Source organism: Streptomyces sp. NPDC036813, from assembly GCF_055609245.1.
On record NZ_JBVJPV010000028.1, the window covers coordinates 1 to 20,851 of the forward strand.

Here is a 20,851-nt window from a genome sequence, read left to right on the forward strand (position 1 = left end):
GCGCGCGGTCTGCTCCGCAGACACGACGCGCCGCCGCTACGCGGCGGTTCCGGCGCGAAGCGCCGGAGAGCCCTCGGGCTCCGCCCGAGGGCGGGGCGCCACTCCGTGCCGCCCCAACTGCCCAGCGCTCCGCGCCGGTCACAGGTCTGGCCGCTCCGCGCCCAGACCGAAAAGCGGCAGCAAGGGGAGGAGGTCGGCCACCCCGGTCCCCTCCCCTGGAACCTGACGGACCAACACCTTCCCCTCGTGTGCGTCAAACTGACAACCAGCTATATTCTGGGATGACAACACACCCCCACCACTGAGCCTGCGTCAATTCCCGTGCAGGCTAGGTTCTGGGCTCACACCACATCCCAGCTCTCATGAACGCGAGTGTGCCCCCCATTCCTGATGGAATGGGGGGCACAAACAGATCGCCTGCCTTTTCTAAATTCCTGCGGTCAGGCAGCAATTTGAGGTTCGGAGCACTGTTGACGCGGTTCTCGGCGATCTTTTTCAGGATCCGGTCGTGTTCTTGGATCCACGGGCGGAGGTCACCGACGAGGGCGACCCGCGCAGCAGCTGCGAGCCACGGTTCGAGGTCCTCCGGGGCCTTTACGTAGCAGGCCTCCAGGAAGGCGACTGCCTGCTTGGGTGTGACGGGCAGGATCCTGCCCTGGATGATGCGGTGGGCGGTAGTCTTCGGCAGCATGCCCGGGCCGCTCACCGTGCGAGGTGAGCCTCGCGCAGCTCCTCCCACGGCGCGCAGTCCTCCACCGACGGCAGGCCGTTGGTGGCGATGTCCTCCAGGACGGCGGCGAGCTGGTCGGCCTTCTCGCGAGTCTTGGCCGCGTACGCGCGGACCGCGTCGGCGGCCGCGGGCTCCAGCTGCTGCCGGGCGTGGTCGGCCGGGGCCGGCTGTTCGCTCATCGAGGGCTCCAGGGGGCAGAGGGCAGAACTGGTGTCTGCTCCAACGGTATCGGCCGCTCCGGACCATGGGGACCACTCCGGACGAAGCGGTACGTACGAGGGTGCGGACCCAGAACCCAGGTGGACCGAGCTTCCAGCCCGTCCCGTGGCCACCAGGGAAAACAGTGTTTTCGGGACCCTGGGACCCAGGTTCTGACAAGCCCCAGAAGGCCCGGAACTTGATGTTCCGGGCCTTCTGGGCATTTGCGGCGTGGCCTTGAGGCTGGTAATGCGATCCGTGAACAGTGGCCTGTTGGGCGAGGAAGGCACTTTCCTGCCTCGCCCAAACTCCGCCGTTAGCTGAGGTCGACGCCGCGGTCTCGAAGGATCTGCAATGTCTGTTGCAGGCCTTCAGATGGGGTACTGGCGTCGATGCGGACAGGAGTGTCCGCTAGACCTTGGCCGGTAACGACGAATGTCCACCGCTGATCGGCTTCGGATCTCTCGCCGTCGATCTTGACTATGCCTACAAGACCCCGACGCCCGAGGGCGACAAGGAATTCGAGGATATCTCCATTAGAATCCACGTAGGGCCTTCGCAATCTCTTCCACGCTGGACAACCCGCCGGTGGCGACGCTGGTGATGACCCTGCGGATCTCGTCCGGCGACGGCCCCGGGATGATGTTGTTACGTTCCATCAGTTCCTCGACCACGGCTTGCGCGGTTCGCTTGTTGCCATTGTCAAACATGTGCGAGCCCGCAATATCGCGGATGTAAACTGCTGCCTTTTCCCAGAACCCATAGTAGCGGCTGGCGTTGATGGCCGTGCTTTCGGGTGAACCGTGCAGCAGCACGGCGCCTCCGAAGCGTGCATTGATGGCCGTGATCTCGGCTGCAGCAACGCCCTTCTTGATGCCGTCAAGTCCCAGTCGAGCTGCGGCGAACTCTGCCCCGTCGATGGGGAAGGGAATCATGCTGGCGTAGAGGGTGCTGTTGTAGACCCCGGGACATGCGGGTCGGTCGCCAGTTACAGCGCTGTTGGCGCCAAGAGTGAGCGCATCCATGAGGCCCATGCCGGCGGAGCCGGAGGCCTCGACCGCCTTCCTCGTGACCTTGTCGGAGAGGTCTTTGGCTGCCTGGGCGCCCGGCGGCATGTCGCGTGTTGCGCGGTCTTCCTGCTCACATTCGGTGTTCCACCAGTGGCCGGAGAAGAAATCCTTGATCTGGGTCAGGACGCTGCACATGCCGCTGGGGTCGATGCGGCTGGTGGGTGCGTTTTCGACGTAGGCGTACGCCTGGGTGTACGGCGTGGTCTGGTCCGGGGTGTAGGGGTCGCGGCTGGTGAAGCGTCCCGTGTCCGGGTTGTAGTTGCGGGCGCGCAGGTTGAGGCTGGTGGCGACGACGTCGAAGTCGTTGCGGATGGTCTGGTCTGTGTACTCGCCGGCGAAGCCGAAGTGGTTGGCCGGGGTGCCCTCCGCGCCCATGTTGAGGTTGGAGGAGTACTCGCCGAACGGACCGAAGGTGTAGTGGATCGGGTCACCGCCGCTCGCGCTGGTGAGGTCGGTGATCGTTCCGGTCAGGTCGTGGTGGTAGTAGAAGGTGCCTGCCGGCTGCTTGGTGGACTCGATCTGGCCGAGTTCGTTGTAGGTGTAGTCGGCGATCGATGTGCTGGTCCCGATGGTCTCTGAGGCCAGCAGTGGCAGGTTGTTGTTGATGTCCCACGTGTAGGACGTTTTCAGGCTGCCCTTGGCCGCAGCGGTTCGGTTGCCGTCGATGTCGTAGGTGTAGGTGGTGCTGCCCTTGGACTTCAGGTGGTTTGTTGCGTCGTAGGCGAGGGTGTCGACTCCGTCGGTGGTCTGGTTGCCATCGGCGTCGTAGGTGTAGTTGACGGTGGTGGTGCCGGTGACCGCCTTGGTGAGCTGGTCGGCGGCGTCGTAGCTGTAGGTGGTGTTCGTGCCCTGACCGGTCTTGGTCAGGCGGTTGCCGACCTTGTCGTAGGTGAACGCGGTGACGGGTGAGCCGGACGGGCAGGTGTCGGCCTTCGTGGCCGAGGAGCACTGGGTGAGCAGCCTGCCGGAAGGGTCGTAGGTGTAGTAGGCCGATGCTGCGGTGCTTGTGCCGCTCTGGTTGCGGACCTGGTCGACTCGCTGCGGGCGGCCGTCTCCGTCGAGGACTGCGTGCCAGGAGGCCAGCGTCTTGGAGAGGCTGGTGCTGGCGATGTCGGTGAGCTGGCCGCTGTGGTCGTAGGTGCGGGTCTCGGTGTAGCCGTTGGGCAGGGTGACACCGGTCAGGACGTGCGGTACGGCGTGGGCATAGGTGGTCTTGACGCCGTTGGTGGTGGCGGTGGCTCGGTCGCCTTCGTCGGTGTATGTGTAGGTGGTTTGCGCACCGTCCGGGTACTTGCGGCTCAGCAGGTGTCCGGCGTCGTCGTACGTGTACGCGAACGTGGTGCTGTCCGGCATGGTGATGGTCTTGAGCTGGTCGTTCGCGTCGTAGGCGAAAGTGCGGGTGCCGGTTGCGTCGACGACCTGGTACCGGTTGCCGGCCGCGTCGTAACGGATGCTCGTGGCCGGAGTGGCGTCGCTGTACGTGGTGCCCGTGGGCCGGCCCAGCGCGTCGTAGGTGTTCGTCGCGGTGACGCCGCGGGCGTTGGTCACCTTCGCCAGGTTGCCCTCGGCGTCATAGGTGTATCCGACGGTGCGGTTGAGCGGGTCCGTAACGGACGTCTGCCGGCGTGCCGCGTCGTAGGCGTACTTGGTGGTGTGCTGGTTGGCGTCGGTTCGGGTCTGTATGTTGCCGGCTGTGTCGTAGGCATAGGTGGTGGTGCCTGAGTCCGGCGCGGTGACCGTCTTGACGCGGCCGAGGGCGTCGTAGGCGTATGTGGTGCGCCGCCCGCTGGTGTCCTGAGCGGCGGTGAGCTGGTTGAGCGCGTCGTATTCGAGCGTCCGCTTACGGCCGTAGGGGTCCGTCAGGGTCGTCGCGTTGCCTGCGGCGTCGTATCCATAGGTCGTCGTGTAGTCCGCCGGCGTGTTGCCGGTGGAGTAGCCGCGAGGGTCGGTCTCCGCTTGAGGCCTTCCGTCCGCGTCGTAGGCCCAGGACCGTTTGCGGCCCAGCGCCGTGGTCTCCGAGGTGCGGTGCCCGTCGGCGTCGTAGCCGTAGGTGGTGACCTTGCCCAGCGGGTCGGTCACGGTCTGCAGCAGATCGGCCGCCGTATACGTGAACTTGGTGACCTTGCCCAGCGGGTCGGTGATCTGCGAGACGTTGCCGTTTGCGTCATAGGCGGTCAGCGTGGAGTGCTGCAGCGGGTCAGTGGTCTTGACCGGCCGGTTGAAGGCGTCGTACGCCGTCGTGGTTACCGCGCCCGTCGGGTCGACGGTTCGGGTGAGATTGCCGGCAGCGTCGTATCCGTAGGTGGTGGTGTACTTCGCTGGGTCCGCGCCCTCGACGTTGCCGCGCGGGGAGGTCACCGAGACAAGGCGGTTCGCTTTGTCGTAGCTATAGGTGGTCTTGCCGCCCGCCGGGTCGACCTCGCTGACGATGTTCCCGTTCGCGTCATAGGCCGTGCTTTCGACCGAGCCGGCCGGTCCGGTCACCGTCACGGGCCGGTTGAACTTGTCGTAGGCGTAGGTCGTGACACCGCCGGCGGCGTCCGTCACCTTCGTCTGATTGCCGCTCGCGTCGTACTCATAGGCCGTGACGTGCCCGGCCGGATCAGTGACCTTTTCCAGTCGTCCAGCTGCGTTGTAGCCATAGGTAGTGGTGTACTTGGCCGGATCCGCCCCCGCCACGTTGCCGCGGGGGTCGGTGCTGGTGAGCATGTGCCCGGCGGCGTCGTAGGTGTAGGTGGTCTTCGCACCGGACGGGGTTGTGCGCGACGTCAGGTTGCCCGCGCCGTCATAGCCGAATGAGGTGACCTTGCCTCGAGGACTGGTGGTCGTCTCGGGTAGGCCGGCTGCGTTGTACGTGTACGTCGTCTTTCCGGCAGGACCGTCGATGCTGACCAGACGCTGGTTCGAATCGTAGCCGTAGGTGGTCTTGCCGCCGCGTCCGTCGGTGTACGTAGAGACGTTGTGGGCCGCGTCGTAGGTCCACGACTGGGTCACGCCGCCACTGGTCCGGCTGAGGAGACCCCCCGTAGCGTCGTAGGTCATGGTCGTGTGCCGACCCGCCGGATCCGTTACATCGGTGAGGTGCAGCTTCTCGTCGTACTGGTATGTCGTGACGTTGCCGAGCGGGTCGATGCGGTTACGCAGGACGCTTCCCTGGTAGAGGTCGCTCCAGATGCCGCCGTTGGCGTCGGTGTAGTCCGTTTCCAGGGTTGCGAGGGAGAAGGTGGCCTTCCTGCCCTCGGCATCGGTGTGCTGGGTGACGCGGCCGCTACTGCTGTATTCGGCCTGCATCACCATGTGCCCTGAAGGGTCGGTAATGCTCGCGAGCCAGTCGTACTCGTTGTAGCGGTACGTGTAAGTTCCGCCGTCGGTGCCCTTGACCGAGGTGAGAAGACCGCCGGTGTAGCCATATTCGACGCTCTGGCCACCGGGGAGCGAGACCGCTCCCAGCAGGTGGCTTGTCGAGTCGACGGTCAGCTTGATGGCATGGCCGACGGCATCCGTTATGGACGTAAGGTCGTTGCCCGAGTAGGCGAAGGTCAACCCCTGTCCTGCAGAGTCTCGCCAAGTGAGGAGTTTACCGACGCCGTCGAACCTCAGCGTCTCGTGTGAGTCGGTAGTCAGAGTGAAGCCGCTGGTCGCCGACCCTGACAGCTTTGCCGTGACGCCCAGCGAGCTCGATGCGTAAGCGCCGGTGGTCGAGTCCTTGGTGTAGGTAATGCGGGCGCCGCTGTCGGCGACATAGACCACCTTGGTGGCGGTCACCTCCAGGTGCGTGTCATACGCGGAGGACCAACCCTTACCGAAAATTCCAGACTGGTCGTTGTTAGAGGAGTACGTGCGCCGGAGAACGAACGGCACACCGGGCGCTGCGACCTTGGCGTCGACAGCAGCCTCCGTCTGCGCACCGGTCGACGTGTTGACTGGATCACCGAGGAACCCCTGGAAGGGTGCCCGACCGGTGGCATCCATGCAGCCGCAACCATAAGTCTCATCCTCGGAGACGTAGACCGGCGGCCCCACGGCCGCGATATTCGGGCTCTTCACCTCACCGCTCCAGCCGGAGGAGCAGGCGAAGTCCCCCTGCGGGTTCGGATAGGTGCCCGGATCCGCAGACACGGCGAGCTTGATGTAGTACTCCACCCCCTTGGTCAGGACGGTGTAGTCGGCAATTCCCCACCGAAAAGTACGCCCGGAGTAGTTCTGCGACCCGTCATAGTTGGAGTCACACCACTGCTTCACCAGAGTGTTGTCCGAGGCCCGGTAAAGGGACATGTGGATGGACTGGGTGCCGACAGGTGTCTGGAACCTAACGTCCCCCCACTCCACCGGAAAGCCGAACCAATCGCGAGGAGCAATCCCCAAAATTGTTGGAGGAGGCAGGACGGCAGCTGCCGCCAGCGAGGCGCCAGTGCGTGCCTCCCTCTGTTCCCTTCTGACATCAGGACCTGGCGTCGGCCCCATCAACAGCTTGTTGCCGGGCAACGTGACCACCGCGCCCGGTTCCTTAGGCGCCCTCACTTCGTCAACCTGAGCGCGCCGTTCCTGGAGCGTCATACGATGCGCGGCCTTCAGAGGGCCCGAAGCTCTCGCGGTAGGAGCGGAGGGTGAATCGGATCCGCCCTCAGCAGCAGCAACCGGACCTGCCTGGAGCACGCTCATCAGGATGATGAGAACCAGGGCAGCTAGGGACGGTTGTCGTAGGGGCACATGCAGGGACCTAGCTCTACTCACAGAAGCTCCTCACTTTCACACGAGATGCACAAGATCGACAAAGGGGGGAGTTTAGCCCCTCCTTGCGTGCGCATGCCAAGTGATTGTGTTCGCGGGCGTGATCAGGTCGTGCGAGCCCTGTGCGTCCAGCTCGGAAGTTGGATAGGGGCGCGTCATCGCACGGCACGCGCTGCAAAACAGCAAGATGCCACCGATCAGCCGGTGGCCCACGGGAGCGCTACTGAACTTGTCTTGATCCCGTCGAGGCCCCACCCGAGGAGTCCACTTTGCTCAACGAGCTGATGGGCAGGTAGCCGGCCATCCGAAGCCAGTGGACACGCGAGCGCTCAGATCAGCTCTGGCCGGTGTGACTGGGTGCTGGGTTCCGGCAACGTCCTCGACGCCGTGCCGAAGTCCGCGCAGCCGGGGTGGCGAAGAAGCCCATCCAGGACCTACGCCGAGGAACGTGACCACGCCGAGGCGGCGATCAAGACGCTTGCCCAGCTCTGCGGCTTGAAGTTCCCCAAGGAGGTCAAGAAGATCACCGACGACCAGGGGACCACGAACCCGGTAAGGTCCACGTCCTCCACCGTGCAGCTGCGGACCAGCGCCCTAGAAGAGTGTTCACGTCATGGAGTCGAACGAGGGGCCAAATGCGCTGCCCGTGCGCATCAAGATTTTCGAACCGACTGGCGGTCTGCGCTCGGGGGCACGGCGGTGCCCCTCACCGAGGGGAGCAGCTGTCCTGGATCGGCATGAGGGCGCGCGTCACATCCCCCAGTGATTACGACATAACAGGTCTGTAGGGAGTGCAAGGTCCGGCCTAGTGGTCCGGGCCTTCGCCATGTGCCTGTCTCGGCCTGACTGGCGAGCAGCTCGGCGTGCTCCCGGCTGGATGCCGCGTTGGTGTGGGCGCGCTCGCCGCTGCTGCGGTGCTCGTCGGCACGCTGCTGCGCGGCCTTGTGGGCGCCTATTCGGCCTGCTGCGCGCTCTGTGCCCGCAGCCGCGCCCTGGCGGCTTCCAGGGCGCTGTGTGCGGTCCGTGGGCGGTATCCGAGGCGGGCGACGACGTCCTGCTCGTTCAGCTCCGGATCAGCGTGCAGAAGCGCATACACGCGGGCGGTGCGCGCCTCGGTCAGCGCGCGGTGCGCGGTTGTGGCGTGGATGCCGAGCTGCTCGCTGACGGCCGCGGCGCTGATGTCCGGCTGCGCCTCGAGGAGTTGCGCCGTCCTGGGGGCGACCTGGTGGCGGGGCAGGGCGTCGCGTGCGGCGGCGGGGCGGCCGCCGCCGGCGCCGCGGCCGGGGCGTTGCGCCTGCCAGGTGGTGATGGCCGAGCGGGGCCAGTGCTCGATGCCGGCGACGTCCTGGCGGTGGTCGGCGAGGGCGGCCTGGTGGCGGTAGGTCTCCCAGGACCTGGCGCTCACCCCGGTGAGGGCGGCGGCCTCGTGTTGGTCGAGCAGGTCGGCCGGATCGTCGGTCGTGGGCAGGGCGGGGATGGGTTCACCGGCGAGGAAGGCGTCGACCTGGCCGGCGTCGTAGAGGAGGGTTTTGGCCGTGGGGGAGCTGACGGGGGCGGGGTGTCCGGGGCGCTTGTTGAGCTTGCGGTTGCGGTAGGTTCCCAGTGACTTGCCCTCCAGGCGGGCGAGGTCGGCGAGGGTGTAGACGCGGTCATGCCCGGCGCGGATCATGGCGGCCCTTCAACACAGTTGGGGTTCCGGCGCGGACAGGGCATGCCGGAACAGAAAACGATATCGGGAATAGGCCACCTACAGCAATGCGCCGCTCGGTCCAGGCGAGGGTGGCGCCGACCGGATAGGGCTGCGCGCTAGGCTGGCAGCGGAGTTCCTCCTCGGAGGGTCTTCCGGTTGGCCGGCGCCCGTGCCACCCGCTTCGGCGGACTGAGGGCGCCGGCCTTTTTGCGCAGCGCTGCTCCGTCGGGTCGGGCGAGGACAGTCGACGGGGGGCTCTAGTCGAGGTCTGCCGCGCCCGTGCCGAGGGCGCGTCGGGAGCCTGTCCCGGCTGCGTGTGCGGGTCCGAGGACTCCGCGGGCCCTCAGCTCCTCGAGGTCGGGCAGATGGAGGCCGGGCAGCTCGGCGAGGAGGTCGGCCTGCGCGGCGCGGACGCCCTGAGGACGCCCCTGAGGGCCGGTGCCAAGAGTGCGGCGGCTGGTCACAGTGATCATCGTACGGGCCGCTCCCGGCCGATGCCCTGGGTGTAGTGAGGGTCAGGGCTGCCAGTGGTCGGGGCCTGCGCCGAGCCACTCGACGAGCGGGGACGCTGCGATCTCATCCTCGTCCGCCAGTCCTTCACACAAGCCCGCCCGGTAGAGGAACACGACCAGGTCGCCGAGGTCGTAGGCCCGGCCGGCGGGCACACCGTGAATGCGCACCAGTCGGCCGCCCTCGCTGTCGGGCGGGCCGACGGTCACGGGCCGCGGGACGCTCATGGCGGCCATGGTGGGAGTGATGCCGTCGGATGTCCTCACCCGCCATGGGTGACGTGTGCGGCATCGGGTCGTTGAACGGGCAACTCCATACAGCGGGCCCCGGGGCATGGCCGATTCCCCGGGGCCTGCGCCCTCTTACGCGCCGCACCGCATACCTGCGAGTGATCATCCGTGCCTCGACCGATGCGCCGGGGGTTGATCAGGTATGACACGACTGATGACAGCCACGCTCGCAGCCGGAGTGCTCGCTGCCCTGATCGCCCCGGCCGCCGCCGCGGCAGCCCCGGTCACGGCTGCACCTGCCGCGTCGGCCAGGCCGTGCGCGACGACCTGGCGCGCCGTGGACCGTGTGGCGGTGCGCCGGCCAGGCCCATACGACGGTCCGGTCGCCACGATGCGCACGCCGGTCCATCACTACCTGCGCAAGGGCGAAGTGGTCCGCTCCTGCATCGTCGCCGTAGGGCGCACCGACGGTGGTCCTGCCTACCGGGCGTGCGGCGCCGCGGGTCACCTGTGGCGGATCGTGCCGGGCGGGCAGGTCCCGCAGACCTGCCTGCGCCGCGCGTGATCTACGCCTCCTGGCCTGCCGCTGTCTCGGCCTGGGCGGCAAGCAGTTTGGCGTGCTCCCGGCTGGATGCCGCGCTTGTGTGAGCATGCTCGGCGCTGCTGCGGTGCTCGTCGGCAAGCTCCGGCTCGGCCCCGGTCAGTTCCTCGTAGAGGGCGGCTGCCTCTTCGTGTTGCGCGGCATTCCTGGTCAGTACCGCCGCCCGAGCCTCCGGGCGGGCGCCGCCCTCATTGAGCAACTTCCATTCGTTGTAGGAGTCGCGGATCTGCTTGTTGAGCGGTTCCAGGCGGGCGTGCAGGGCCGCCGCGCGTTCTCGTCGGGCAGCTTCGGCAGCGACCGCGCCGGGGAAGCGCACTGCGTCCAGACCGGAGCTGACCGCGTCCTCCGGGTGGCGAGGGTCGAGGTCGGCGTATACCTGGTCCAGACGACGGGCCGTTTCCAGGGCGGAGTAATCACTGCCCGGCGGGAAGACAGTGCGGCCCTGGGCGGCCCAAGCGCTAACGGCTGGGGCCCAGCGCTCGTGGGCAGCTTGTTTGCTGATGCCGGCGGCGTCGGCCAGCTGACCCCAGGTGGTGCCCTCCTCTCGCTCGGCGACGATGGCGCGCTTGAGGAGCCTGTCGAACAGTTCCTTCAGGGCGAGGGCGCGGCGCAGCCTCTCGCCGCGCGGAGCGGCGGGGTCGATGGGCAGCAGGTCGAGCGCCGCCATGCTGATGTCTTCGGCTGTCAGGGCGAAGCGAACGCGGGCTTCATCGCGCGGCGAGAGCGGAGTCGATGTCTCCGGGGTGACGGGCGTGGCAGTCATGTTCGTCAAGGTACACCTGACGCTCCATCACCGTCAGCCTGTTCCTGACTAATTGACTTGTCAAGGCTTTCTTGACCGGTGTGTGCGGTCCTCGTTTCCTCGGACAGCCCGGGGTGAGGTGTGGGTCCCATGACGGGGGCGCAGGGGCGCAAGTTCACCCGATAAGTGCGCTACCTGTGTGATGTTACCCACGCTGCTGGGGGGAACTGCCGCGGAGTGGCACCGAGTACCAGACGCTCCGTCAGAAAGGGCCGCAGGTAAGGGGCCTTGGGTTCCGGCCGCTTGGGATCCGCGGTCAGGGGCGCACTTGGCCGATGCGGCACCGAGTGCCGGTCCAGCTTGGGCTCTGTGGACATTGACCTGAGCGCGGATGACATGCGGCCTCGGGTAGTGTTCCGCCACACCCCAGAGGTTCACGAACGCTCGTGCCCTCGCGCGAGGACCACGAAGGAAGTGGCCTCCACTGCGGGGAGCCGTGAGACACACGGCCCCCAACGGGAATGGGGTGAAGAACCAGATGACAGACCGTGGTCCGTCGGAGGTTCACTGCCGTTGCTGCAGCCAGCGGAACCGGTCTAACCAGACCGACCGATGGTGGGGGCTGCTGTTCTACGTGGTCTACGAGGCCGTGAAGGACAACTGGCCCTGGTAATGCGAAAAGCCCCGACCTGACAGTCGGGGCCGCCGCACTGCACGCGGTGCAAGGGGGAAGGGCCTCACCTAGTTGCTTTGGCCGGCACGGGTGGGGCTCTTCCTATTTCCGAATGCGTTACCGCTGCGTACGCAAGCCAAACGAGCACTATGTGATGGTCGTCACATGCGGAAACGGCGGTGCCCCCATCTTGCCTTGCGTTGCGGTGACGCGCGACATCTGTCGCGATGTCAGTTCGCGCATTTCGACCGCTAGATGCTGGTAACCCCCCCACTGACGGGCGGTTTTACGGCTGAATGTGATGTGAATCACATCTCGTGCGGGTGAGGCTCCGGACACGCGAACGGTCAAATTTGGGCGGATTTGCCGGGGGTTCGCATGGTGAGACGGTCAGGGAAGGTACCCCTCCGCTTATTGAGGGAGGTACTTTACCCGCCCCCACTGACAACGGGCTCCGCCAAGACACCTCGGCCGGTCGGGGATCCGGTCCTCATCGTTCGACGGCACCTCCCCATGGGCTACGGTGCCTTCGGCTGGACGCGCACCGCCGCCCGCCGCAGGCCGACGCCCACGCCGTCGTCCCGCGATCGGCCAAGGTCCTACGGGGCCCGCGACGCCCCGACGTTGCATCTCTTCGTCGACGGGCCGGCGTGGGTGTGCTCGTCGAACCGGAGAAGACCGATGCCACGTAGCCAGAACACCGCTGCCCAGCGCGCCCGCGCGGCGCAGCGCGCCACCGGCGCCAAGTACACCACCGCACTTCGCGAGGCCACCACGGCCGGCACAGCGCCGACCGTGTTCTCCCTGCGGGACCTGCTCGCCGAATGCACAGCCTCCCCCGAGTGGACCGGAGGTCACCCCGAGGTCGACGCCGAGTGGGCACCGCGCATGTTCGACTCAACACTGCTGAGCGGCCCCGTGCCGTACACGACGGTGCTCCGGCTGACCGGTGACCTCGCGGCGATGGGACTGTCCGCCGAGATGACGATGGAGTCCCGCGACGGCTTCCACACCGTGGTGGTGGCCTGGCCGGCGCTTCGAGCTCGTTCTGTCCCAGGACGACTGGGTCGCCGAGCTGTGCCTCATCCCGGGGTGCGAGCGATACCCGGTCGCCGCGACCTTGGTTCCGTTCTGCGAGCACCGGCATCTCGCCGAACGCTCCGGGGCGGAGCTTGCCGAGATGGCTCAGGCGTGGGGATTCAATCGGCTACAGGAGTTCGAGAGGACTCCGGCCGCCGCGCACTCGGGGGACCAGGGCGACGCGCTGATCGCGGCCGCCGTCGCACAGGGAGCGTTCTCCAAGGTCGCCGCCGCCCTGGTAGAGGGCTGTTTCCCGGACCCCGACCTGCTTGGCGACATCTTCCCCGGCGAGGCCACAGACGTCCGGCATGCGATGGACCACGAGCACCTTCTTCTGAAGGAGAGGGCCAGGAGCGCTGCCGCCCACATCCGCAAACTGGCCGGCGGCGTCTGTACGTGCGGGGCCACCCTGCACTTCACCCCCGAAGCGAACGTACCTGCCCGGTACTGCTCCACCCGGTGCGCCTCGTCAGCGGCGGAGCCAACGACTGGCGCCGATGCTGTTCAACTCCGGCCCCCTCGTGAAGACGACATCCGCCTGAGCCGCACTGAGGTGGTTGGCGGGCCACCGCCCGCTGTGCAGGGCGGTGGCAGCGGCGCCTACTTCTTGTCCGGGATGGTGTCGTCGATGACGATCTCCGGCTCCGGGTCGTTCGGGCTGCTGGCAGCCTTGATCCGGTCGATGGCGGGGGCGACGGCGTCATACACGCGCCGGGACGAGGCGGTGTTCTCCCGGGTGCCGTTGAACTTGGAAGGATGCGCGTTCGCGTCGAGTTCCTTCAGGTAGGCGACGAGGTTGGTCCCGGTCATCGTGACGCGGACCAGCCCTCGACCTGCGCGCGGCCCGGTGGAGATCTCGGACACCGTGGCCTTCACGGTGTTGTTCCCGCCGTCGGGCTTGGTCTCGTTCCACAGATCCTTCGAGCACACCAGGGTGACCCGGGCGATGCCCGCGGCCTTGCTGAGCCGCTCGTCATGTCCGGGCGGGGACTGGGTGCAGCCGGCCAGGAGGAAGACGACGAGGAGGGCGCCGGCACCGATGGTGCGCCGTGCCAGGGAAGTCAGTGGCATTCACCACGACATCCTTGAGCAATGATCCGTATAGATATGCGCACTTGACGGATTTCGGCCGGATCACTGCGGTCGGGCCGAGACGCGCGTACCTCAGCCGCTCAGCGCGTAGAGATGCGGTAGATCCCGGTCGGCTGCGGCTCGGCAGGCGCAGCAGTCGGTTCGAGCGGTCGCGGCCGCTCCTTCGACCAGCTCGGGACGGGGCCGAAGTGGCGGTCGATCTGCCGGCGGGCGCGCTCGCGCATGGGGTATGGGCGGTGAGCCATGATCCCCAGCTTGGCAGAGGTCTAGGAGTGGGCTGGCCAGGTCGTCAACGAGGTGTGCGTCTGTTCGTCGGTGAGGGTGATGCGGACGCCTGGCCGTCCTTGCTCGCCCACGAGCTGGGTGAACTTGCTGCGCGCGACGGTCTGGCTGTTCCACCAGCCGTGCATGACGGGGCGCTCGCTTGCCGTCATGACGAGGTGGTAGCGGCCGGGCCGTGGTTCCATGGCCAGAGCACCCGCCGGTGCTGGGTCGTCCACGGCCTCTCCTTGCCCCTGTCCTGTCGCACTGAACCTTGAGCTGTCTCATCGAACCTTGAGCACGTACTGCACGCCAGGTCACAGCGGTACGGCGGCCGTCGGCGGGTGGATCGTGCCGCCGGCGCAGGATGGCCGGGGCGGCACACGGCACAGCCCTGTGCCGCACGGGCGTGGAGTTTCAGAACGCTGTCATCTTGCCAGCCGCGGGGGCTTCTGGAGCTCGAACCGGATGAGGTCCCCGGTGTGTGTGTTCGGTTGGGACACCGTCTTCATTCCGATGAGGGCATTCCGCGTGTTCCTCAGCTGTTCAAGATTTCTCGGCAGGGACCTGTCGATGGTCCCCAAGAAGCTCTTTCGGAGGTAGTCCGACTGGGCCCTTCCGGCCTTCTCGATGTTGTCGGCGGCGGAGTTCAGCGATTCCTTGAGGATCGTCCAGCTGTTGGTCGTGTTCTGCAGCGCTGTGGCCACTCCCCCCGCTTGGGTACCAAGGTCTTCCAGTCCGGCGCTGCATGCCGTCAGCAGCTTCACCCCGCTTTCGAGACGTTCCTGCTTGGTGAGGATTTCCTTCTTCTCGTCGTAGAGGTTCGCCAGCGCGATCCCGCTGCCGATGCCTCCTGCGATGCCACCGATGAGCAGGACACCGCCGCCGATGGCCACGCCGAGGCTCAGCCCGCCGGTGAAGATGGAAGTGCAGCATCCAACGATGATGCATGCTGCACCCGCCAGAATGGCAACCCCGCTCACCCCTGCCCCGATGGTCGCGGCGGTGATCTTCGAGTTCACATTCTCCAGATCTCTTTGCAGGTTTTCCAGAATCCCATTTTCGCCGCGCACCAGAGCGTTAATCTCCATGGCGCACTCAGTGAATCCCCGCTTGTCGTCGCTGAAGGCGCTGACCATTCTGTCTGTGCTGGACGCGACCCTTCTTGTCTCATCCGTGAACTCGCCTGCCTGTTCGCGGAGGAATCTCAGCATCTGCACCATGGCATCCGGATCTTGCTCATCTTTGAGAGTTTCCGAAAGAGCGCCCAGTGTGACAAAGTAGTTCTCGACCTTGGTCAGGAGCGCGATGGACTCAGGCTGTACCGTCCAGAGGTACTTTCCTGCATTCTCCGCGGATTTGTTCAGTGTGTCCTGAACCGTGCTCTGAAAGCGCCGGACCTCTTCGTTGTCGATGCGACTGAAGTCCGGCTTCGGCTGCTGCATGATACTGAGAGCATGCGTCTGCACGAGTGCGGTCAGGGACCCTTGTGCGGCCACCTCCCCTCCAATTTCCTCCTGCTTTTCCAGGGCTGCGGCAAGTGCGTCACTCATGGTCTTCTCCCAGTTGTCCAGTAGCGGGTTTCAGTTGCCGGTGACCGTGGCACGCAGTCTCTCCGCCTGGTCCTGGATGGTCTTCCACTTGATGACGCTCCAGCTGATCTCAGTGGCCAGCCAGGCACCTCCGTCATTCTTCTTCGCCTGCTCCTCCAGCGTCGCCGCGAACGAGGTGAGCACCCGGCCCCAGGCATCTGCGATTTCCTGAGCCGGACGCATCACGTCACGCACGCTGCGGCCGTAGGCACCGCATTCCGAATCGATCTTCTTCGCCGTCGCCAGGTCCGACTTCAAGCCGGCGATCTCCCGGTAGAGCGCGTCGACCTTAGCGCGGTCCCGGCGGAGCTTCTGGAAGGCGGCACCAACAGCGCCGGAGGCGATGTCTTCGATCCCCTCGTGTACATCTTCCGAGGATTCTGGAGCGGGTTCGGCGGAGGACGGCTTGTCCTCCTTCTTGCTCTTGCCGTCATCCTCTCCCTTCTTCTTCGCGGCGTCCTTGAAGATGTCGAGGATGGCGTCGAGGATCTTCCGTGCACCGCTGCCCACCTTGTGCGAGGCAGAGATGACGGCATCCAGGTCCTTCCTCACCTCTTCCTGCATCGCCTCCAGCTCCTTGGTCTTGGCGGCGATCCTGCCGTCGTCCCCGGAGATCTTCTTGATCTCGGCGTGTGTCCGGGCGGCCAGGGCTTCGAGCCGGTCCTCCGTCTCCTTGGAGAACTTCCCGTACTTGTCCGCGAGATCGCGGGCATGCTGCTCATGCTCTTCGAAGATCGGCATCAGCTCGCCCAAAAAAGAGGCCACACTCTCCGGGGACTCCACAGACCCCTCATACAGGCTCTGGAGCAGGTCGGCCGCCCCGGTCATCAGGACAAGCTGATGGATCACCGAGGGAAGCTGGACACTCCGGTACGTCCGCGCGTTCCCTCTGACCTCCTCCTGCGCCGTACGCATGGCGTGCTCATCGCTCGGGTCCGCGGTGCCGACGGACACCTGCGCTTCAAGAACCAAGGCCCATACCTGCGCGACCTGAGCGGCGGTCACCAACTGTTCCAGGGGCTCTTCGAGGCCGACCGGGTCAAGCGTGATCTTGGCCCGAACGTTGGGGGAAACTTGTGATGACGTCATCGTGGCTCCGTTGGATACTCAAGGACGGGAAGGGCAGCGCAGGACAGCCCGGCCGAGAAAACTTCTCGACCGGCGCTCGGGTGCGCCGCCCACAGACGGACACACTGGCCCGGTGAGAGCCGGTGCCGGTCGGCCCGGCAGCGTAGGTCCAGGCTGCTCACATGGTCCTTTCGATGCGCATGGCGCACCGAAAGGACGGACCAGGAACGGTTAGGGGGCGGGGGTGTAGCGGATGATCGTGTCCTCGCACGGAGGCCACGCACAGGGCTCTGATCACTATGGCGTTCTAGCGGCCGCGCACCATCCCTTGAAGTCCTCTGCCTCGTGCTCACCCGCCCGGGGGAAGCGTTTCACCGAAACGCTCCACCGCGCTCAGCCACTTGTGGGGCGGAGGGCTCCCTGATGCCGGGAGCAGAACGCCACCGACATCAGGGGGCCGGACCGTACTCCAGGGCTTCCAGAAGCTGCCCCGATGGACCTCGGTGGACGTCCCGGGTGTCGGCGACGGGCCGGTCCCGGCCCGGGACGTTCACACCCGAACCGCAACGAGACGTCTCATCGGCCACCAAGGTTGAGTGTGAACACTCAACCTCGATGCGACAGGACAGCAAGGTGACCTCTCGTAGCGAACGCTGAGTGATTCTGTCAGGCCCCCGGGACGCGTACTCGCGGGCGAGCCGACACACAGCGAAAGTCGCGACGGCCGGCTCTCGCGCCGCTCGGCACAACGCTTTGACCAGCGCGCTTAACCATCGGTGAGAGAGAAGGCCGGTCACCAGCCTTCGCTGATAATCGCTCAGCCTTCATTGCGAGAGGTCAGCCCCCATCGTTTGTGCTGGTCGTCGCCCTCCATCCTAGAATCGAACATGTGACCGATCCAGCTCCGACGCGCCTCACGCTGCTCCGCTTCCTGGAGCGCGTGCAGGTCCGTGACCTGGAACGCACCCGCCGGTGGATCGCCGAGGAAGAGCGCCGCGAGGAAGAACGGCAGCGCGGCCTCGCCGCCCGGCCCCCGGATCCGGACTGGCTGATCCAGTACGGCCTGAACCGCAAGAACGTCGACTGGGTGCACACCGGCGACTGCTGGGCGGCCGAAAAGAGCGGCCGGTGCCGCCCCGCCACACGGGCCCAGGCAGTGGAGGCGCTGCGCCAGCAGGTCCCCGCGTGCGCACACTGCCGACCCGACACCGCCCTCGGCCTCCTCGACTGATCACCTCAGGCTGAGGACACCGCGCCCTGGCCGAAGGCGGCCACATCCGCGGGCGCCATGTCCTGGCGCAGCCGAATGAGCCGGACCGGGTGGCGCCACGCTCCGCGCTCCCGCGCCGTGTCGACGGCGATCTCGGCGACCAGGCCCGGCTCGACCAGGGTCACGTCCAGGGGCGTCCTCGACCCCCATGACGTCGTGAAGCGGACGCCCTCCCACGCGTGGCCCGGCCCCGCCGGCCGTAGGCGCTCGGCCAGCTCGCGCGCGGCGTCCGGGCGCAGCGGTGTGCTGCGGCCGACCGGGTGCAGGTGGCCGGTGTCGTCGTAGCGGCCCAGGATGAGCGTCCGAGGCTGGTCCAGCGTGCCCGTGATGGCGCCGATGACCGCTTCTGTGGTGTCGCGGCGGCGCACTTTGTACAGGGCGCGGGCGCCGCGCAGATACCGCTGCTCGGTGCCGCGGATGATGAGCCCTTCCACACCGGGGACCTCGGTCCAGGACATGAGCCATTCCCGCGCCGTCGCCGGGTCGTCCGTCTCCGGGCACAGCGTCCACGGGGCGTGCAGATCGTGGTCGGTGAAGAGCTGTTCCAGGCGGGCGCGACGCTCGGCGTACGGGGCGTGCAGCAGCTCCTCGCCGTCGACCTGCAAGGCGTCGAACACGATCAGGTGGGCGGGTAGTTCCTCCGCGAGGCGGGGGGCGCTGCGGTGGCCAGCGGCCGCGCGCCGCTGCAACGCCTCGAACGACATCTTGTCGCCCGCCCACACGACCAGTTCGCCATCGAGGACCAGGTCGGCGGGAAGGTCCGCGGCCGCGCGCACCAGCTCGGGGAAACGGGCCTGGATCAGACTGCCCCGGCGGGACTGGAGCCGTACGGGGGCGGTGAAGAGCAGGGCGCGGTAGCCGTCGAACTTCGGCTGAAAGATCAGACGGCCCGGCAGAGCGCCGGGCGCAGGCACCGTGTCACGGGCCTGCGCCAGCATCGGTTCCACCGGAGGCCGCAGCACCATAGGTCCGGTCTACGGCCGGACCGTACGCGCCGCGACCCGGCCAAGGCGTTTTGTGGCCAGCGTCGGGCCGCCCGCGGACGTCCGCTTTTCGCTAGCGGGCGAGCTCCACGGTGACCGGCACATTGGGGCACCCGTTGAGGTTCTCCGACAGGGCAGTCTCCTCGCCTTCGTCGATGCTCAGGCCCCAGCGCAGTTTGTCGGCGATCCAGTCGGTGACGTACTGGCAGCGGTATCCCGCGGCCGGCGGCAGCCAGGTGGCGGGGTCCTGGTCCGCCTTCGACCGGTTCGACGCGGCCGACACCGCGATCAGCGCGCGGTCGTCGCCCAGGTCGTTGGCGTACGCCTCGCGCTCGGCGGCCGTCCAGTGCCAGGCGCCGGAGTCCCAGGCCTCGGCGAGCGGGACCAGGTGGTCGATGTCCAGGCCGCGGGGGCCGTCGATGTACCGGTCGTCGTACGGGGAGTACCACTGGCCGCCGGTCAGGGTGCAACGCTGGCTCTGTTCGGGTGCGATGACGGCCTCGGCCTTGAGGACCTCGGCGCGGGTGTTGCAGCCGTCCTTGTCGGCGTCGACCCAGTGCTTGAAGGCGTCGCGCTGGTAGCCGGTGCGGTCCTCGACGGCGATGGGGAGCTGGGCCAGGACGTCGCGCACCGGGGCGGTGAGCGTATGGCCCGGATCACGCAGGGCGGCGCCGGCCGGGGCGGCGTGGGCGGTGGCGGGCAGCAGCAGGGCGGTGAGGGCGGCGGCGCTGGCGGCGGTACGGGTGAAGCGCACGAGGAGGGACCCTTTCGAAGATCACCGACTGGTCGTGATCTTCGTAGCGGGCCCGGGAGACGGCGCGCCCGGGATCGCGTGCGGGCTCGCTCGAGTGGGCGGTAAGTCGGATGGTCGCCACAGGGCGCCGGGGCGGGGTGTCGCCGAGCGCAAAAAACAAATCGAACACATGATTGAATTCAGCCATGCGACCGATTCCCGACGACCTTGCCCGGGCGGTTGACGAGTGGCACGCCACCTACCGCCAGCTCGCCGCGCACCCACGCACCGCGCTGCGCAGACGACTCGTCCAGCTGTCGGGCGAGGTGCTCTTCCACCCCCACTGGCACGGCCGGCGCACACCGGCCGCCTCAACGCTGTATGCAGCTGCTCCCCGCGCCCGCAGCCTCTCAGCGGTCTCCTGATCCGGCCGGCCCATGAGCGACAAAGTCCCGGACGCGGTGACAGCTCGGCCATGGCGCCCGGAGGACGGACGAGAGCCGGTCGTGTGGACCTGGCCATCGACGGATCCGCCAGCCCTCTGGGTGAGGGCGGCGGGCCGCTGGCGGTGGGCCTCGGTACAGACCCGGCAGGACTGGCCCGACGGACGCGTCATCTACCAGGTACTCGTCGACGCGGAGGGAACCGGCTCGAAGGGCAACCGCGCCTACCAGTGGCCACAGGACGGTCTGCGGGTCGCGCACCGCAGCGCGCTGGCCCCCTCCCGCGACGCGCAGCAAGGCGGCGGGCTGCCCCGTCCGCCCTCCAGACGGCTGAGGCCTGCCTCGGCGCGGACAGTGCCGCCGGGCGGCGGGGACGGCGGCGCCGTAGCGTCGTGAGTGTGAACGATGCGCCTAGACGTATCGACCCCACCACCGACCGGGCAGCGGCGGCTCTGCTGCTCGGGTGCCGGCCGAGCCAGGTCGGCTACTGCGCGCGCTGCCAGGGGCTCACGGTGCGCTACGGGCCGCACGCTCTGGTCGTCTGCCCGGCCTGCCGCGCCGCCGAGCAGACCGGCGGCTAGGCACTGCGCGGCTTGCGGCTGCTGCTCGTCTTCTTCGCCGTCGTCTTCTTCGCGGCGGTCTTCTTGGCGGCCGCCTTCTTCGCCGGGGCCTTCTTCTTCGGTTTCGGCAGTTCGTGCACCTCGGCCTCGCCGCCGTGGTCGCCGCGGGAGGCGCGTGCCTTCTCCACCGAGGCGTTCAGGGCGGCCATCAGGTCGAGAACCCGGGCCGGCTCCTCGGCCTCCGGGGCCTGCGGCAGCGGCTTGTCCTCCCGCTTGGCCTCGATGATTTGCGCCATGGCCTCGGTGTACTCGTCGTGCGCGTCGAGCGCATCAAGATCCTCGACGGTCATGGTCTCCATGAGGGTGAGGGCTCGCTCGATCTCCTCGTCCGAGACCTCAACGGGCGGCGGGAGCAGCTCGGCCGGGCTGCGGATCTCGTCCGGCCAGCGCATCGAGTGCAGGACCAGGGCGTCGTCACGGACGCGGAGCATGCCCAGGCGAGGAGATCACCCGTGTCCGTCGCCTTGTCCGGCGCGTCCGAGAAGACCTCGACAGCCTCACCAACGAGGACCGCACGCAGCTCAGGGAAGCCAC

Annotated in this window: 20 protein-coding genes; 4 read left to right on the forward strand and 16 right to left on the reverse strand. The window is 67.2% G+C overall.

The genetic code is table 11. The features are described from left to right. Window positions 1-328: 328 nt before the first annotated feature. The 6 genes from ACZ67Q_RS37435 to ACZ67Q_RS37460 all read right to left on the reverse strand — a co-directional run bounded on the left by ACZ67Q_RS37435 (window position 329) and on the right by ACZ67Q_RS37460 (window position 9,156). Window positions 329-691, reverse strand: coding sequence for a hypothetical protein (locus ACZ67Q_RS37435; protein WP_471191474.1), 363 nt, complete (start codon window positions 689-691; stop codon window positions 329-331). Between the two features lie 11 nt (window positions 692-702). Continuing rightward, window positions 703-909 carry a hypothetical protein gene (locus tag ACZ67Q_RS37440; RefSeq protein WP_471191477.1) on the reverse strand — a complete coding sequence of 69 codons (207 nt, stop codon included), beginning with the start codon at window positions 907-909 and terminating at the stop codon, window positions 703-705. Between the two features lie 555 nt (window positions 910-1,464). After that, complete coding sequence (locus ACZ67Q_RS37445; RefSeq protein WP_471191480.1) at window positions 1,465-6,555, reverse strand: DUF6531 domain-containing protein; 5,091 nt, start codon at window positions 6,553-6,555, stop codon at window positions 1,465-1,467. A gap of 1,126 nt (window positions 6,556-7,681) precedes the next feature. After that, window positions 7,682-8,398: a hypothetical protein gene (locus ACZ67Q_RS37450; RefSeq protein ID WP_471191483.1), complete on the reverse strand. Its 717-nt coding sequence runs from the start codon at window positions 8,396-8,398 to the stop codon at window positions 7,682-7,684. Window positions 8,399-8,676: 278 nt separating this feature from the next. Next, window positions 8,677-8,892 (reverse strand): hypothetical protein, encoded by a 216-nt coding sequence (locus ACZ67Q_RS37455; RefSeq protein ID WP_471191486.1) that lies wholly within the window; start codon window positions 8,890-8,892, stop codon window positions 8,677-8,679. Between the two features lie 42 nt (window positions 8,893-8,934). After that, window positions 8,935-9,156: a hypothetical protein gene (locus ACZ67Q_RS37460; RefSeq protein WP_471191489.1), complete on the reverse strand. Its 222-nt coding sequence runs from the start codon at window positions 9,154-9,156 to the stop codon at window positions 8,935-8,937. 217 nt (window positions 9,157-9,373) lie between these two features. Here ACZ67Q_RS37460 and ACZ67Q_RS37465 point away from each other — a divergent pair, with 217 nt between their 5' ends. Beyond that, the gene (locus ACZ67Q_RS37465; protein ID WP_471191492.1) at window positions 9,374-9,724 is read left to right on the forward strand and encodes a hypothetical protein; all 351 of its coding nucleotides are present in this window, start codon (window positions 9,374-9,376) and stop codon (window positions 9,722-9,724) included. A gap of 1 nt (window position 9,725) precedes the next feature. Here ACZ67Q_RS37465 and ACZ67Q_RS37470 read toward each other — a convergent pair whose 3' ends face one another. The 7 genes from ACZ67Q_RS37470 to ACZ67Q_RS37500 form a co-directional block, all read right to left on the reverse strand. After that, a complete protein-coding gene (locus ACZ67Q_RS37470; RefSeq protein WP_471191495.1) occupies window positions 9,726-10,523 on the reverse strand; it encodes a hypothetical protein in 798 nt (265 codons plus the stop codon). Between the two features lie 1,859 nt (window positions 10,524-12,382). Next, a complete protein-coding gene (locus ACZ67Q_RS37475) occupies window positions 12,383-12,577 on the reverse strand; it encodes a hypothetical protein (protein ID WP_471191498.1) in 195 nt (64 codons plus the stop codon). A gap of 278 nt (window positions 12,578-12,855) precedes the next feature. After that, window positions 12,856-13,326, reverse strand: coding sequence for a hypothetical protein (locus ACZ67Q_RS37480; protein ID WP_471191501.1), 471 nt, complete (start codon window positions 13,324-13,326; stop codon window positions 12,856-12,858). Window positions 13,327-13,427: 101 nt separating this feature from the next. Further along, window positions 13,428-13,592 (reverse strand): hypothetical protein, encoded by a 165-nt coding sequence (locus tag ACZ67Q_RS37485; protein ID WP_471191504.1) that lies wholly within the window; start codon window positions 13,590-13,592, stop codon window positions 13,428-13,430. 21 nt (window positions 13,593-13,613) lie between these two features. Then, window positions 13,614-13,847 (reverse strand): hypothetical protein, encoded by a 234-nt coding sequence (locus ACZ67Q_RS37490; RefSeq protein ID WP_471191507.1) that lies wholly within the window; start codon window positions 13,845-13,847, stop codon window positions 13,614-13,616. A 189-nt stretch (window positions 13,848-14,036) separates the two neighbouring features. Next, window positions 14,037-15,161 (reverse strand): HBL/NHE enterotoxin family protein, encoded by a 1,125-nt coding sequence (locus tag ACZ67Q_RS37495; protein WP_471191510.1) that lies wholly within the window; start codon window positions 15,159-15,161, stop codon window positions 14,037-14,039. A 30-nt stretch (window positions 15,162-15,191) separates the two neighbouring features. Beyond that, entirely contained in the window at window positions 15,192-16,289 is a 1,098-nt protein-coding gene (locus ACZ67Q_RS37500) for a hypothetical protein (protein WP_471191513.1), read from the reverse strand. A gap of 868 nt (window positions 16,290-17,157) precedes the next feature. Between ACZ67Q_RS37500 and ACZ67Q_RS37505 the strand changes: the two genes are divergently transcribed. After that, window positions 17,158-17,499 (forward strand): DUF6233 domain-containing protein, encoded by a 342-nt coding sequence (locus ACZ67Q_RS37505; RefSeq protein ID WP_471191516.1) that lies wholly within the window; start codon window positions 17,158-17,160, stop codon window positions 17,497-17,499. Window positions 17,500-17,504: 5 nt separating this feature from the next. Here the strand turns inward: ACZ67Q_RS37505 and ACZ67Q_RS37510 are convergent, their stop codons facing one another. Both ACZ67Q_RS37510 and ACZ67Q_RS37515 read right to left on the reverse strand, forming a co-directional pair. Then, the gene (locus tag ACZ67Q_RS37510; protein WP_471191519.1) at window positions 17,505-18,503 is read right to left on the reverse strand and encodes an ATP-dependent DNA ligase; all 999 of its coding nucleotides are present in this window, start codon (window positions 18,501-18,503) and stop codon (window positions 17,505-17,507) included. Window positions 18,504-18,594: 91 nt separating this feature from the next. After that, window positions 18,595-19,275, reverse strand: coding sequence for an HNH endonuclease family protein (locus ACZ67Q_RS37515; protein ID WP_471191522.1), 681 nt, complete (start codon window positions 19,273-19,275; stop codon window positions 18,595-18,597). Window positions 19,276-19,460: 185 nt separating this feature from the next. Here ACZ67Q_RS37515 and ACZ67Q_RS37520 point away from each other — a divergent pair, with 185 nt between their 5' ends. Together ACZ67Q_RS37520 and ACZ67Q_RS37525 are read left to right on the forward strand one after the other, a co-directional pair. Then, window positions 19,461-19,679, forward strand: coding sequence for a hypothetical protein (locus ACZ67Q_RS37520; protein WP_471191525.1), 219 nt, complete (start codon window positions 19,461-19,463; stop codon window positions 19,677-19,679). Window positions 19,680-20,095: 416 nt separating this feature from the next. Further along, on the forward strand, window positions 20,096-20,278 hold the full coding sequence (locus ACZ67Q_RS37525; protein WP_471191529.1) for a hypothetical protein: 183 nt from the start codon (window positions 20,096-20,098) through the stop codon (window positions 20,276-20,278). On the opposite strand, the gene ACZ67Q_RS37530 is transcribed toward ACZ67Q_RS37525, so the two are convergent. Further along, on the reverse strand, window positions 20,275-20,748 hold the full coding sequence (locus ACZ67Q_RS37530) for a hypothetical protein (protein ID WP_471191533.1): 474 nt from the start codon (window positions 20,746-20,748) through the stop codon (window positions 20,275-20,277). The two genes, ACZ67Q_RS37525 and ACZ67Q_RS37530, sit on opposite strands and share 4 nt — an antisense overlap. Between the last annotated feature and the right edge of the window lie 103 nt (window positions 20,749-20,851).